The sequence below is a fragment of the Streptomyces niveiscabiei genome, from assembly GCF_033794345.1.
GTDB classification, from domain to species: Bacteria; Actinomycetota; Actinomycetes; order Streptomycetales; family Streptomycetaceae; genus Streptomyces; species Streptomyces niveiscabiei.
Window position 1 is genome coordinate 56,575 of record NZ_JARAYJ010000034.1, and the last position, 13,194, is coordinate 69,768.

Annotated in this window: 12 protein-coding genes and 3 pseudogenes; 10 read left to right on the plus strand and 5 right to left on the minus strand. The window is 72.1% G+C overall.

The window, feature by feature from the left end; translation table 11 throughout:
• Positions 1–75 precede the first annotated feature (75 nt).
• Both PV682_RS34175 and PV682_RS34180 read right to left on the minus strand, forming a co-directional pair.
• The gene (locus PV682_RS34175) at positions 76–1,854 is read right to left on the minus strand and encodes a WD40 repeat domain-containing protein (protein ID WP_319735638.1); all 1,779 of its coding nucleotides are present in this window, start codon (positions 1,852–1,854) and stop codon (positions 76–78) included.
• A gap of 44 nt (positions 1,855–1,898) precedes the next feature.
• Entirely contained in the window at positions 1,899–2,726 is an 828-nt protein-coding gene (locus PV682_RS34180) for an HARBI1 family protein (RefSeq protein WP_319735639.1), read from the minus strand.
• A 334-nt stretch (positions 2,727–3,060) separates the two neighbouring features.
• Here PV682_RS34180 and PV682_RS34185 point away from each other — a divergent pair, with 334 nt between their 5' ends.
• Complete coding sequence (locus tag PV682_RS34185) at positions 3,061–3,933, plus strand: hypothetical protein (protein ID WP_319735640.1); 873 nt, start codon at positions 3,061–3,063, stop codon at positions 3,931–3,933.
• A gap of 30 nt (positions 3,934–3,963) precedes the next feature.
• Here PV682_RS34185 and eno read toward each other — a convergent pair whose 3' ends face one another.
• On the minus strand, positions 3,964–5,247 hold the full coding sequence (gene eno / locus PV682_RS34190) for a phosphopyruvate hydratase (protein WP_319735641.1): 1,284 nt from the start codon (positions 5,245–5,247) through the stop codon (positions 3,964–3,966).
• A 117-nt stretch (positions 5,248–5,364) separates the two neighbouring features.
• Here eno and PV682_RS34195 point away from each other — a divergent pair, with 117 nt between their 5' ends.
• Positions 5,365–6,177 (plus strand): winged helix-turn-helix transcriptional regulator, encoded by an 813-nt coding sequence (locus tag PV682_RS34195; RefSeq protein WP_319735642.1) that lies wholly within the window; start codon positions 5,365–5,367, stop codon positions 6,175–6,177.
• A gap of 403 nt (positions 6,178–6,580) precedes the next feature.
• Here the strand turns inward: PV682_RS34195 and PV682_RS34200 are convergent, their stop codons facing one another.
• The gene (locus tag PV682_RS34200; RefSeq protein WP_319735643.1) at positions 6,581–7,696 is read right to left on the minus strand and encodes a serine hydrolase domain-containing protein; all 1,116 of its coding nucleotides are present in this window, start codon (positions 7,694–7,696) and stop codon (positions 6,581–6,583) included.
• A 129-nt stretch (positions 7,697–7,825) separates the two neighbouring features.
• Here PV682_RS34200 and PV682_RS34205 point away from each other — a divergent pair, with 129 nt between their 5' ends.
• Positions 7,826–8,473, plus strand: coding sequence for a TetR/AcrR family transcriptional regulator (locus tag PV682_RS34205; RefSeq protein ID WP_319735644.1), 648 nt, complete (start codon positions 7,826–7,828; stop codon positions 8,471–8,473).
• 15 nt (positions 8,474–8,488) lie between these two features.
• Here PV682_RS34205 and PV682_RS34210 read toward each other — a convergent pair whose 3' ends face one another.
• Positions 8,489–8,752, minus strand: coding sequence for a hypothetical protein (locus tag PV682_RS34210; RefSeq protein ID WP_319735671.1), 264 nt, complete (start codon positions 8,750–8,752; stop codon positions 8,489–8,491).
• On the opposite strand from PV682_RS34210, the pseudogene PV682_RS34215 reads away from it, so the two are divergent.
• The 7 genes and pseudogenes from PV682_RS34215 to PV682_RS34245 form a co-directional block, all read left to right on the plus strand.
• A pseudogene (locus PV682_RS34215) lies at positions 8,676–9,169 on the plus strand (TraM recognition domain-containing protein); the annotation flags it as partial. The gene PV682_RS34210 and the pseudogene PV682_RS34215 sit on opposite strands and share 77 nt — an antisense overlap.
• A 198-nt stretch (positions 9,170–9,367) precedes the next feature.
• On the plus strand, positions 9,368–9,991 hold the full coding sequence (locus PV682_RS34220) for a hypothetical protein (protein ID WP_319735645.1): 624 nt from the start codon (positions 9,368–9,370) through the stop codon (positions 9,989–9,991).
• Between the two features lie 29 nt (positions 9,992–10,020).
• Positions 10,021–10,260 (plus strand): hypothetical protein, encoded by a 240-nt coding sequence (locus tag PV682_RS34225; RefSeq protein ID WP_319735646.1) that lies wholly within the window; start codon positions 10,021–10,023, stop codon positions 10,258–10,260.
• On the plus strand, positions 10,257–11,423 hold the full coding sequence (locus tag PV682_RS34230; protein WP_319735647.1) for a DnaB-like helicase N-terminal domain-containing protein: 1,167 nt from the start codon (positions 10,257–10,259) through the stop codon (positions 11,421–11,423). Before PV682_RS34225 ends, PV682_RS34230 begins: the two co-directional genes overlap by 4 nt.
• A gap of 70 nt (positions 11,424–11,493) precedes the next feature.
• A complete protein-coding gene (locus PV682_RS34235; RefSeq protein ID WP_319735648.1) occupies positions 11,494–12,027 on the plus strand; it encodes a hypothetical protein in 534 nt (177 codons plus the stop codon).
• 1 nt (position 12,028) lies between these two features.
• Positions 12,029–12,184, plus strand: a pseudogene (locus tag PV682_RS34240) (DNA cytosine methyltransferase); the annotation flags it as partial.
• Positions 12,185–12,305: 121 nt separating this feature from the next.
• Positions 12,306–13,175, plus strand: a pseudogene (locus PV682_RS34245) (DNA cytosine methyltransferase); the annotation flags it as partial.
• Between the last annotated feature and the right edge of the window lie 19 nt (positions 13,176–13,194).

Below are 13,194 nucleotides of genomic sequence, written 5' to 3' on the forward strand. Positions count from 1 at the left end.
GGTCGTTCCGTTACGCGATCCGGTCGTTCGACCCAATCCTAGGCGGTGCACCCCGACGGGTGCCGTCCGGCCGCCTCACCGCCGGGAACACGCCGGGCCCGCGCCGTACTTCGCCCGCTCCTCCGTGCTGAAGTCACGCCCCACGGCCCGGCAGACCCGCGCCACCGCCGCGTCCGGCGCGGGTGTGGCGATGCCCCACAGCCGCACGGTCCCGTCGGCGTCCGCCGTGGCGGCCGTCCGCCCGTCCCGGCTCGCGGCGATCGCGGTGAGCGGCCCGTCGTGTCCGGCGAGCACGGCACGCAGCCGCCCGGTGGCGACGTCCCAGACCCGCGCGGCCCGGTCGTCGCTCGCGGTGAGCAGCGTGTGCCCGTCGGGCGTGAAGGCGAGCGCGGTGATGTTCCCCTCCTGCCCGGCGATGGTCCCCAGCCCGTCGTTGCGGCTGAGCTGCTTCTCCCCGGTGTCCGTGTCCCACATCCACACGACCCCGCCGTCGTTCACGGCGAGCGTGCGGCTGTCGGGGCTGAACACCGGGTGCGCGTCGTCGGGGAGCGCCATCATCGCGACCAGCTCGTACGTCCGCCCGCCGCTCGCCAGCCGCACCATCCCGTCCCGCACCACGGCCCGGGCCCGCCCGTCCGCACTGACCACGGCCCCCGTCCGCCGCGCGACCCGCGTCCCGCCCAGCCGCTTCCCGCTCACGACGTCCCAGTTCCGTACGACACCGTCGTCACCCGTCACCGCGAGCGCCCGCCCGCCGGGGCCGAACTCCAGCGCGGTCACCGGCACATGGGCGCCACCGAGGCTCCGCCCGATCGGCACCTCCCACAGCCGTACGGTCCCGTCGTCGCCGCCGGTCGCGAGAATCCGGCCGTCCGGGCCGAACGCCAGCGCGGAGACGGGCCCCGCGTGGCCGGGATGCGCGGCGCGCACGGTGCGGCTCGCGACGTCCCAGAGCCGTACGGCATGGTCGCCGCCGCCGGTCGCGAGCGTGCGGCCGTCCGGACCGAACGCCACGGCGTCGGCCTGATCGCCGGTCAGGGTGGTGCGCAGGCGTCCGGTGGCGGTGTCCCACAGGCCGACGCTCCTGGGCCCGCCGCCGACGGCGAGGGTGCGGCCGTCGGGGCTGAACGCCGTTGTCGTGGCGGCGTTCTCGGCCGCGGTGAGGGTCGTGCGGAGGCGGCCGTCGCTCCACAGGCGCACGGTCCGGGAGTCGTTGCTCGTGGTGGCGAGGGTGCGGCCGTCGGGGCTGAAGCGCAGTTCCTGGACGAGGTCGTCGGTGGGGTGGGTGAGGGTCGTCCGCAGGCGGCCGGTCGTGGTGTCCCAGAGGCGGATGGTCCGGTCCTCGCCCGCGGCGGCGTAGGTGCGCGCGTCGGGGGTGAAGGCCGCGGCGGTGGGGTGGGGGACGCGGAAGGCCCAGGTCGCGCCGGGGCGGCCGGTCGCCGTGTCCCACCGGCGCAGGGTGCCGTCGGCGTAGCCGGTCACGAGGGTGGCGCCGTCGGGGGTGAAGCGGAGGGCGCGTACGAGGTTCTCGGGCTGGTGCGGCAGGTTCCCGCGCAGGCGTCCGGTCCGGGTGTCCCAGACCTTCACCGCACGCGTGTCGTCGGCGGAGCCCCCGGCGGTCGCGAGGGTGGCGCCGTCGGGGCTGAACGCCAGGGTCAGCACGGCGTCGTGGTGTCCGGCGAGGCGGCGCCTGAGCGGGAGGGCCGCCGCGTTGCGCAGGACGGTGTCCGCCTCGTCGGTGGCGGCGGTCCGGTACGCCCGTACGGCGAGGAGGGCGGCCAGATCGGGGTCCGTGTCCATCAGGTCACGGGACTCGACGGACAGCAGCCGGGAGACATTCCGTTTCTGGGACATCAATGAGTCTTTCCCAGTAATGGATTACGACGGTGTGTGATCGTTCAGATGGTGCGGTCGTACTCGAGTTGGAGCAGGACGAGGGCTGCGGCAGCGATCTTCGTGATGCGGCCGGGGTCGAGGCTGACCCTGCGCAGGGCCTTGAAGGTCGTCTTGAGCAGGGAGTTGGCGCGCTCGCAGACACCATGGATGCCGCGGATGACCTTGTTGTAGATCTGCTGGGACTCGGTCAGCTCGCCTCCGGCGGGCTTCTTGAAGGGGTGGCGGAAGCCGTCACCGGCGTTCTCGTAGCCGAGATCGACCAGGGTCGGCATGTCCAGCTCGGCCGCGATCTGGTTGAGAGCGTCGATCAGGCCGTGGTGGCGGGCGCAGGTGGTGTCGTGCTCCCTGCCCGGGCGGACCGGCGAGACCCAGATCGGCCAGCCGTCCGGGGTGGCGATGACCTGCACGTTCCCGCCATGGTGCTTGTGTTTTCCGGACCACCACAGGTCGGCGCCGCCCGGGCCGGGGGCGGCGACGCGATCGGTGCGGATGACGGTGCCGTCGAGGTTCAAATGAGTCAGCCCGGCTGCCTTCGCACGCTCCAGCGCGGTCGCGAGGTCCGGTGCGCCGGCGGCCAGGACGGCCAGTCCCTCGTGGAGATAGCGGTAGGAGGTGGAGGCCGACAGGCCGTTGTCGCGGGCGAGTTGGGCCAGTCGGGTGCCGTCGAGGAACCAGCGCAGCACGAGCACGGCCTGCTTGAAGCAGCCCAGCGCGCGTCGTCCCTTGCGGGTCCCCGCCGCGATCCGATGGTCGCGCAGGAGGCCGGCCAGGTGCTCGGCGGTGGACCGCTTCACATCGAGAACGGCGGTGTATGTGACACTGGTCGGCACGTGAGGCCCCTCGGTCAGAACAGTCTGTCGCAAGATCGTTCCTACCAGGGGCCTTACGCCTGCCCGGACTTGGGGGCCGCGCGGGCCGCAGCACAAGCATCGCGATCACAGCGAGCAACGGGGGCTTACCGGGAAAGACTCAATGCGTCCCGCGTCTCCCGTAATTCCCTCTCGCGCTGCCAGACGACCGCTCCGCCCGCGATCAACGCGGTGACGAGAACACAGATCAGGAACAGGTTTCTCCGCCCACCAGGCTTCATCAGGTGAATGTACTGCGAGTATTTTGGGCGGGGAACGGCCTGTGCGACGTCGCGTCGACCGACAGGAGTCCCTCGTGTCAGAGAACCCCTCTCCGCCAACAGGCTGGCGGCGTTATCTGCGGGACAGTCATTTCGTCGCCACGGCGATCGTCGCGCCGGTCGTCGTCTCGCTGATCGGGCTCGGGCTTGCCGGTGGTTTCTCGTGGATCGGGGACCGGTTCGAGGAGAAGAAACCTCCCTTGTACGTTTCCGGCTCCCGTCCCCCGAGAGTCGCCGAGTCCCCCAGGCCGGCGGGCCAGCCGGAGGCTCAGACGCAGGGCATCCGGTCCCTGGCGAGCGCGTATCTCTGCCCGTGGGAGGCGTGGGTGGTGACGAGGCCGCCGGGCGACTTCGACCGCGTGCCGGTCCTCGGGGACGGCAGTCCCGACCCGGCGTTCATCAGCGCCGACACCGCCGGGGACCCCTCCTCCACCCACGTCGTCATCGACGTCCAGCCCGTCGACGACCGGCCGCTCCAGATCAAGGAGCTGAGGATCAGGGTGCTCGAACGGCGACCGGCTCCGACCGCAGGGCAGGCGACCTTGGTGGGGCTCAAGACCTGGGGGTGCGGAGACGGTCCGACCCCCCTGGTCGCCCGCGCCGATCTCGACGGCGGCGCCGATTTCGCGACCGTCTCGCTCGCGGGAGCCACGAAACTCCCTCAAGAACTCGTCGACGGAAAGTCCTTGCTGATCGACCTCGTCGTGGAGACCCGGACCTGTGACTGTGTCTGGATTCCCGAGATCGTGTGGAACAAGGACGGAAAGACGAGGACGACGGAATTCCGTTTGAACGGAAAGAGCTTCCGTACGATTCCGGCCGAGGGTCTTGAGCGCCGCGCGTGGGAAATGGACCGCGACACCCGGGAATGGTCGAAGACGGTCTTCGACGCGTCGATCCTGGACTGACACCGGCTTCTTTCCGTCAACTTCTTCCCGTCAGCGGCGCAGCCCCAGCGCCGCCGCCCCCGCGTACCGCGCCTGCGCCCCCAGCTCCTCCTCGATCCGCACGAGCTGGTTGTACTTGGCGGTCCGGTCGGCGCGGGAGAGGGAACCGGTCTTGATCTGGCCGCAGCCCGTCGCGACGGCGAGGTCGGCGATCGTCGTGTCCTCGGTCTCGCCGGAGCGGTGGGACATGACGACGGTGTAGCCGGCGCGGTGGGCCGTGGACACCGTGGCGAGGGTCTCCGTGAGGGTGCCGATCTGGTTGACCTTCACCAGGATCGAGTTGGCGACGCCGTCGCGGATGCCGGCGCTCAGAAGGGTCTCGTTCGTGCAGAAGACGTCGTCGCCGGTGAGCTGGCAGCGGTCGCCGAGGCTCGCGGTCAGGTCGCGCCAGCCCTCGTGGTCGTCCTCGCCCATCGGGTCCTCGATGGAGGCGACGGGGTAGCGCTCGACGAGCCCGGCGAGGTACGCGGCGTGTTCGCCGGGGGTGCGGCGTACGCCTTCCCCGGCGTAGTCGTACACCCCGTCCCGGAAGAACTCGGAGGCGGCCGGGTCCATGACGAGGGTGATGTCGGTGCCGGGCTTGTAGCCGCTGCGCTCGATCGCCCGGACGACGAAGTCGAGCGCCTCGTCGGCCGTGCGCAGGTCGGGCGCGAACCCGCCCTCGTCCCCGACGTTGACGCTGTGGCCTGCGGCGAGGAGGCTCGCGCGCAGGGTGTGGAAGACCTCGGAGCCCATCCGGACGGCCTCGGCGAAGGTCGCCGCGCCGATGGGGGCGATCATGAACTCCTGGAAGTCGAGCGGGTTGTCGGCGTGGGCGCCGCCGTTGACGATGTTCATCATCGGCACGGGCAGGAGCCGCGCGTCGACACCGCCGACGTAGCGGTAGAGCGGCAGCCGGTGGGCGGCGGCAGCGGCCTTGGCGGTGGCGAGCGAGACGCCGAGCAGGGCGTTGGCGCCGAGGCGCGACTTGGTGGGCGTGCCGTCCAGCTCGATCATCGTGGCGTCGACGGTCGCCTGGTCCTCGGCGTCGAGGCCGACGACCGCGTCCGCGACGCTCTCGTTCACGGCGTCGACCGCGCGGCGGACTCCCTTGCCGTGGAAGCGGTGCGGGTCGCCGTCCCGCAGTTCGACGGCCTCCCGGGCGCCGGTCGAGGCGCCCGAGGGGACGGCGGCGCGGCCGAGGGAGCCGTCCTTCAGCTCCACGTCCACCTCGACGGTCGGGTTGCCCCGGCTGTCGATGATCTCCCGGGCGACGACCCTGCTGATCGCGGTCACGACACGTCTCCTCACGCTGGGCCCGCGCGACACCGGACGGATGCCGGCGGCTGCGGGCAGCTCTTAAGTTCCGACTGGAAACAAAGTGAGTCCCGAAAAGGAACCTACTATGGGTCCATGAGGATGCACAACGCCGACGAGACCTGCGGCATCGCCCAGGCCGCCCTCGTCCTGGGCGACTGGTGGAACGTACTGGTGCTGCGCGAAGTCGCCCGCGGCCACGTCCGGTTCGACGCGCTCGCGGCCGAGATCGGCCTGTCCCGCAAGGTCCTCACCGAGCGGCTGGGGAAGCTGGTCGCGCAGGGCGTGCTGCGGCGGAGCCTGTACCAGCGGCGGCCCGTGCGGTACGAGTACCTGCTCACCGACGCCGGTACGGCGCTGCTGCCGCTGCTCGTCGCCATGCAGGACTGGGGGGACCGATGGGTGCTGGGCGACGGGCAGTTGACCGCGTCCGCCGAGGAGGAGGGGGCCGAGCAGGCTCGCGTACGGGGGCTGGTGGGGGCGCGGCTGCCCTCGGCGCTGGTGTCGCCGGGGGCCGTCGCGGGCGTGGTGTTCGCCTATCCCGGTACGGGCGTCGAGTGGGGGGAGATTCCGGGAGCGGCGGGGTGCACGCTGGAGCATCGGCTCTTCCGGGAGGCGTGGCCGTCGTTCCGGCGTGCGGGGGTGTCGCTGTGCGGCATCAGCACACAACTCCCCGAGGAACAGGCCGCGTTCGCTCGGGCCGAGGGGATTCCGTACCCCCTGGTATCGGACGCCGGCCATGAGGTGACCGCCGCGCTGCGGCTGCCGACGTTCCGGGGGGCGGGGCGGCTGCGGCACAAGCGGCTGATCCTCGTCGCGGATGGAGAGGGGGCCGTGCGGCACACGCTGTTTCCGGTGGTGGATATTCCGCATGCGGTGGAGGAGAGCCTGCGGCTGGCCAGGGGGTGACGGGGGGACGGGGGCGGGGGTGGGCGCGGCTTCGGCGGGGCGGGGGTCGGGCGGGACGGGAGGGGGTGGGGCGGACATTCGGCTCCGGGCGGACGGGTGCTGGGTGTGACGGGAAGGGGGGCAGGCGCGGCCCTGGCGTGACGGGAGGGGGGCAAACCCCTGCTCCGGGTGGGCCAGGAGTGGGGCAGCCCCCCCGCTCTCCGGGCGCTCGGGTGCCGGGGGCGACGGGAAGGGGGTGGGCGCGGCCCCCGGGCGTGACGGGAGGGGGGCCGACCCGACTCCGGGCGGGCAGGTGCTGGGCGTGACGGGAGGAGAGCGGGCGTCGCTCCGGGCGGTCGAGGGCCGCGCGTGATGGGGAGCGGGGGGGCAGGCCCAGCTCCGGGCGAGTGGGGGCCGGGTCGGATCAGCCCTGTGTCGCCGCGCGGAGCAGTTCGCCCAACGCCCCGTCGATGGCGTGCGGTTGGGGTCTGCCGGAGGTGTCGAGGCGGTTCCACCGCTGGAGGTTGACCGCGACCGCCAGTTGCCGTCCGCCGTCCGCGCGGGTCATGGCCAACGTTCCGCCGCCCCAGACGGTGCCGCCGTGTCCCCAGTACGTGGCACCGGCGACTTCCGTCGGGTACAGACCGAGGCCGTATTCGATCACCTTGCCCTCCTGGGAGACGACCGGGACGGTCCGCCGCATCTCCGCCAGGGACTCCTGGCCGACGATCTCTCCCGCGAGGAGCTTGGCGTAGAAGCGGTTGACGTCCGAGAGGGTCGATATCAGCGAGGCCGCCGGGCCCACCCAGGACATGTCGAAGACACTGTAGTCGCGGGGCGGGTCGATCATGCCGAACCAGGACTCGTAGAGCCGCGAGTGCGGGCCCTCGATGTGCGGACCGGCGGGAAACTCCGTGTCCTGGAGGCCGGCGCGTTCGATGACGTGCCGGGTGATGTACGCCTCGGCCGTCGCCCCCGTCACATGCTCCAACAGCTGCCCCAGCAGCAGGTAGTTGGTGTTGGAGTACACCCCCGGCGCACCACCCGGCGCGCAGACGGCGGGTGCGGTGACGCCCATCTCGATCAGACCGAGGGGGTCGAAGCGGGTCAACCGGTGGTCGTCCAGGCTCTCGGGGCTGGTGTCCGCGAGGACGGGATACGCGCTCAACGACGGGTAGGCGTACGGGAGATACTCCGCGAGGCCGCTGGTGTGGTTGATCAGCATCCGTACGGTGATGGCGTCGCCGCGCTCCCCCGGAACCAGCTTCGGGAGGTAGCGGCCGATCGGCGCGTCGAGATCGACGGTGCCGTGCTCGACCTGCTGGAGCACCGCCGCCGCGGTGAAGGTCTTCGTGGTGCTGCCGACGCGGTGACGCAGGTCGGGGGTGACGGGGCGGCCGGTCCCGACGTCGGCGACTCCGGCGGCGCCGCGCCAGACCTGGTCGCCGTCGCGCACCTCGGCGAAGACGCCGGGTACGCCCGCGCGGTGGACGGCGTCGAGGGCCGCGTCCAACTCGGCTGAATTCAGGGGGTTCTTCACGTCGAAGGTCCTTTCGCATGCCTGGTCCGGACTGACGCCAACATTATGCACGCGGTGCGTGCAACACCAAGTGCATAGGTTAGGCTGACATGGGCCAAGAGGCAGTGGGACGCGGGCGAGAGGGGCACGATGGCAGGCCGGAAGCGTTGGTCGACCGACGAGATCCTGGACGTGGCGGCGGAGTTGCTGCGCACGAGCGACCCGGACTCCTTCAGCCTGCGCAAGCTCGCCGCGACCCTCGGCACCGACTCCTCCAGCCTCTACCGGCACTTCCGCAACAAGACGGAGCTGCTGCGCGCGGTCGCCGACCGGATCCTCCTCACCGCCATGGACGGCCACCGCACCGACGGCGACTGGAAGCAGCGCCTCACCTCGCTCGCGCTGCGACTGCGCGACGCCTTCGGGAGCCAGCCCGAACTCGCCGCGGTCTGGGGGCGGTACGCGTCGAGCGGCACCGGGTCCCGCCTGGTCATGGAGGAAGTTCTCCAGGCACTCCGCGCGGCCGGCCTCCCGGACGAGGAGATCCCGGCGCGCTACCACCGGCTCGCCGTCCTGATCGCCTCCCTCATCGCCTCCGAGGCCGGCGCGATCACCGCCGAGGAGCGGGAACAGGGCCTCGAACTGTTCCGCGTGGCAGTCCTGGGCGCCGACCCCGAACGTTTCCCCGCCCTCTCCCACTTCGCCCGCGAAATCCGCCCCCTCGGCGCGGACCGCACCGCCGCGTTCGAGGAGATCCTCGCGGCACACCTGGCACAGATCGAGGCCGCGACCCGTTAGCGGCTGGCCGACGGATCAGGGCGTGACCGCGGGGCCGCCGCCGAGCGGGGACCGCGCGGGCCGCTGCCACGCCGGGCCGGGGTCGCGGGGCTGCCGCCGAGTGGGGAGATCAGCAAGGGACGTGACAGCTCGTGCCGCCTGATGCTTCGCGACGACGTTCTGGCTGATCAGAGCACATACAGCGGACTTTTCGATGCCGGCCAGCAAGGACGGCGACGGCAGCGCCGGCTCGATCATCGCGGCGGCGGCCGACGCCGTGATGCACGCGGCCGTGATCATCGCCGAGCGTTGCGGCTGTAGGGCGAGACCGGCATGGACGCCCTCTGGTCCGCCGCCACCGTCAAGATCATCGGATCGGGGATCGACGACGCCGACTTCGCCGACCGGCTCAGCAGGCAGGTCGGTGACCACGACGTCCAGACCACCTCGGTGTCGACCAGCGACAGCGGCAAGTCCACCTCGGTGAGCATGCGCACCGAACGGGTCCTGCCGCCCGACGCGATCCGCGCGCTCCCCAAGGGCAAGGCCCTGTTGCTGGCCACCGGCATCCGCGTCGCCATGCTCGACCTGCGGCCCTGGTACAAGGAGCCCTCCGCCAAGGTGATCGGCCCGGCCTCCGCCCGCGCGACGAAGGCCATCACCGAACGGGCCCTCGCCAAGGCCGCGGGCCACGACGGCTTCGGACCGACGGCATGAGCGCCCCGGCGCTGAAGGTGCTCTCGCTGGGTGCCGGGGTTCAGTCGACCTGTCTGCTGCTCATGTCCGCCGAGGGCCATCTTCCCGGTCTGGACGCAGCGATTTTCGCGGACACGGGCTGGGAGCCCCGGGCCGTCTACGACCATCTCGACCGGATCGAGCGGGAGGCACATCCTCAACCCGACCGGCGGCGAAGGGATGTCACGGCGCCAGTGCACCGGTCTGTACAAGATCCGGCCGATCAAGGAGAAGGTTCGCGAACTGCTCGGACACCCCTATCCGCAGCGCATTCCCGCCGGGGTCCACGTCGAGCAGTGGATCGGCATCTCGGTGGACGAGTTCTCGCGGGCGAAGGACGCGGACGTCGCCTACATGAAGAACCGGTTCCCGCTGATCGAGACCGGGGTCTCCCGGTCGGACTGCCTGCGGCTGCTTCGTTCCCGCGGTTTCGGCCAGACCCCGAAAAGTGCGTGCCTTGGGTGCCCGTACCACGGCAACGCCCAGTGGCGGGCCCTGCGCGACAGCTCTCCCCAGGAGTGGCGTGACGTCGTCGAATTCGATGCCGCGATCCGGTCGGGCAACGCCCGAGCGACCGCCGAGGGAACCCCGCTGCTCGGCCAGGCATACCTGCACCGCAGCCGCCGGCCTCTGGACCAGGCGCCGATCGACCGGATCACCGCCCACGAGTGGTCCGGACGTCAGGGCGACCTCTTCGACGCGCTCGCGGACGCCGACCTGGAGAACGGCGAGCCGGACGGCTGCTCCCCCTGGTCCTGCCGTTCGGGCTCCCCCGTTCAGGCCGATTTCGACCTCACGACGTGACCTCCTCCCGCCTCTTCAGGAGCCCTTCCATGTCTGCGCCTTCTTCTCCGCCGCACTCCGGACGGTGCCCCGGCCTGTCGCCGATGGTCCGGCGCGACGGCCGCTGGCGGCTGGTCACCGCTTCCGGCTCGGTCCTCGTCACCGATCCCGCGTTCGCCGACACGCTGGACGGCTTCGCCACGGCGATGGCCGCCGCCGACCAGGCGGTCGCCGTCCTGCGGATCCGGCAGAACGAGCCTGCGGCCTCCGGCACGGACGGCCGGCGATGAACCCGCTGCTGCGCGCCGAGCAGGCGGTACTCGGCTCCGTGCTGCTCGATCCGGGCCAGCTCTCGCATCTGGGCTGGCTGGCACCCGATCACTTCTACCGGCCGGTCCACCAGGCGCTGTTCGCCGCGCTGCGCAAACTCCGCGACGACGGCCACCCCGCGCTGACGGCGAAGCCCGTACCGCTGTCCTGGGTGAACGACGCGGTCGACGAGGCCGGCCTCCACGTACGGGGGCTGACCGCGTCGTACGCCCACGCCCTGGTCCAGTCGTGTCCGCGTTCCGCGCACGCCCCGGTGTACGGCCGCATGGTGCTGGAGGGTGCGATCCACCGCAGCATCACGAAGCACGCGATCCGTCTCCATCAGGCCGCGCGTGCCGACGCGCTCCGGGGTGAGGTCGAAGGAGCCCTGCACCACGCGGACGTTCTCACCGGGGTGCTCGGCGATCTCGCGCGGCGGTGGGGAACCGAGCCGCGCCCGGTCCCGCCCACCGCTCCGCCGCCCGCCATCTCCGCCCCGCCGCCGGTCCGGGCCGACCGGGTCGCCGAGGACGAGCGGTTCCTCCTGGCGCTCCTCACCGAACAGCCGAAGGCCATGGACGAGGTGGTCGGCTGGCTGCGGCCGGGCGACTTCGCCGACCCCGCCCACGGACAGCTCTACCGCTGTCTCGGCGCGCTGCACCACCGCAGCGAGCCCATCGACCGGATCACCCTGCTCTGGGAGGCCCAGCGGCGCGGCCTGCTGGCCGACGGCACGCTCTCGGGCGAGCAGCTCACCGCCATCTGCGACGGCGTCGGCCCCGGCAGCCCCGAATGGCTCGGCGAACTGGTGATCCGCTCCTCGCTCACCCGCACGGCGGCCACCTCGGCACGCGCCATCCGGGCCCTGGCGGAGAACGAGGCCCTGGCCCCCGGACGGCTCATCAACCACGCCCTGGACGCGCTCGGCCCACTCGACGACGTCCGCGCCCGCTGGCAGACCGCAAACGGCAGCCCCGCTCCGGCGCCGCCACTACCAGGTCCTTCACTCAACGGGCCGCCTCCTGCGCAGGCACACGCCGCCCTCGCCCGCAGCGCTCCACGCTCAGGCCCACCGCCCTCGGCCCAGCCCGGCTCTGCCCCCGGTCCAACCTCCGTGCGACCTCCCTCTCGCGGACACGGCTGACCCCTCCCTCACGCCCGGCGCCCAGTCCGAGGCTCCCCGACCTTCCCCGCGAGACCGGAAGACCCACCCCATGCCCACCACCGACCAACTCCGCACGACCGCCGACTTCCTCACCGCCTTCGCCGCCCAACTCCCCGACGGGCACGAGCCGTTCGACGGCTTCGGCGTCATGCGCCTCACCCGTGACGCCGAACGCCTCCTGCTCACCGGCCGAAACCTCCTCGGCGACCTCCGCACCGCCCTGTGCCACCCCGAGACCGACCCCCGTATCACCCTCGCCTGCGTGGCCGCCGTCCCGAAGATCGGCGACGCCTTCACCGCGCTCGGCGACGCCGCCGTCCCCGCCGTCCACTCCCGGCTCCCCGGCACCGGAGAACCGGACGAGTCCCGCGTACCGCTGTATCTGGAGGCCGCCCGTAAAAGCCTCACCGACGCCGCAACCGGCCTGCGCCGAGCCGCAGATGCGGTCGACGCACCCGACGACGGCCGCACCCGCGCCGCCCTGACCCGCACCACCCCCGCCGTGCGCCCCTCCTCCGCCACAGCACCAGCACCTCCGGCCACCCCTTCCCCGCCCGTTCCCCGTACCACCCGAAGCCTCTGACATGCCGTCGCACCGCACCATCGGCTCCCTGTGCAGCGGATACGGCGGCCTCGACCTCGCCGCCGAAGCCGTCTACGGCGCCCGCGTGGCCTGGCACGCCGAGACCGACCCCAACGCCTCCCGCATCCTGGCCCGCCACTGGCCCGGCGTCCCCAACCTCGGCGACATCACGACCGTCGACTGGTCCACCGTCCCCGGGGTGTGCGTCCTGACGGCGGGGTTCCCCTGTCAAAGACGTCTCGGTCGCCGGCCGCCGCGCCGGGCTCAACTCCCAGACCCGTTCCGGGCTGTGGCTGCACGTCGCCCGTGCGGTCGAGGCCCTCCGCCCCTGTTTGGTGGTGATCGAGAATGTCCGCGGCCTCCTCACCTCACCCGCCGGTTCCCCTGGCGACGTGGAACTCTGCCCGTGGTGTCTGGGAGACACCCCAGACCAGCGTCCTGTGCGGGCACTCGGCGCCGTACTCGGCTCCCTGGCCGACCTCCGGTACGACGCGAAATGGCTCGTGCTTCGCGCCTCCGACGTCGGAGCACCCCACCGCCGCGAGCGCGTCTTCCTCACCGCCTGGCCCGCCGGGGACCCTGCTGAAGACGCCGACCAGCAACATCGCGAAGAACGGCGGCTCACAGCACCCCGCCAAGCGCAAGAGCGGAGGCCACGGGCCGAACCTGGCCGACGAGGTGGAGTGGCTCCTGCCGACCCCGAAGGCGTCGGACGGGATCAAGGGCTCGCCCAACCAGCGTCACGGCAACGGGGACTTGACCCTGCCGAGCGCAGCGGCGTCCCTGCGCCCCAGCAGCCCGGTCACCCGGGAGCGCCGGCCCGGCAGGGGACGACGCCAGCCGCTCCCGGCGACGGCGCTGCCGCTCTGGACGGAAACGACGCCGACCAGCGATGGGGAGCCTACGCAGCCGCCATCGCCCGATGGGAGACGCTCACCCGCCCCGCGCCACCGCCCACCGACGCGGCCGGACGGCTCCGCGCCGACTTCGTGGAGTGGATGCAGGGCCTGGACCCCGGCTGGGTCACCGCCACCCCCGGACTCGGACGACCGGCCCAGCTCACCGCACTCGGCAACGGCGTCGTTCCTCAACAGGCTGCTGAAGCGCTATGCCGCCTCGCACCTCCAATGGCCTGTCCGCACTCCTGACCTGGCAGAACGGTCCGGA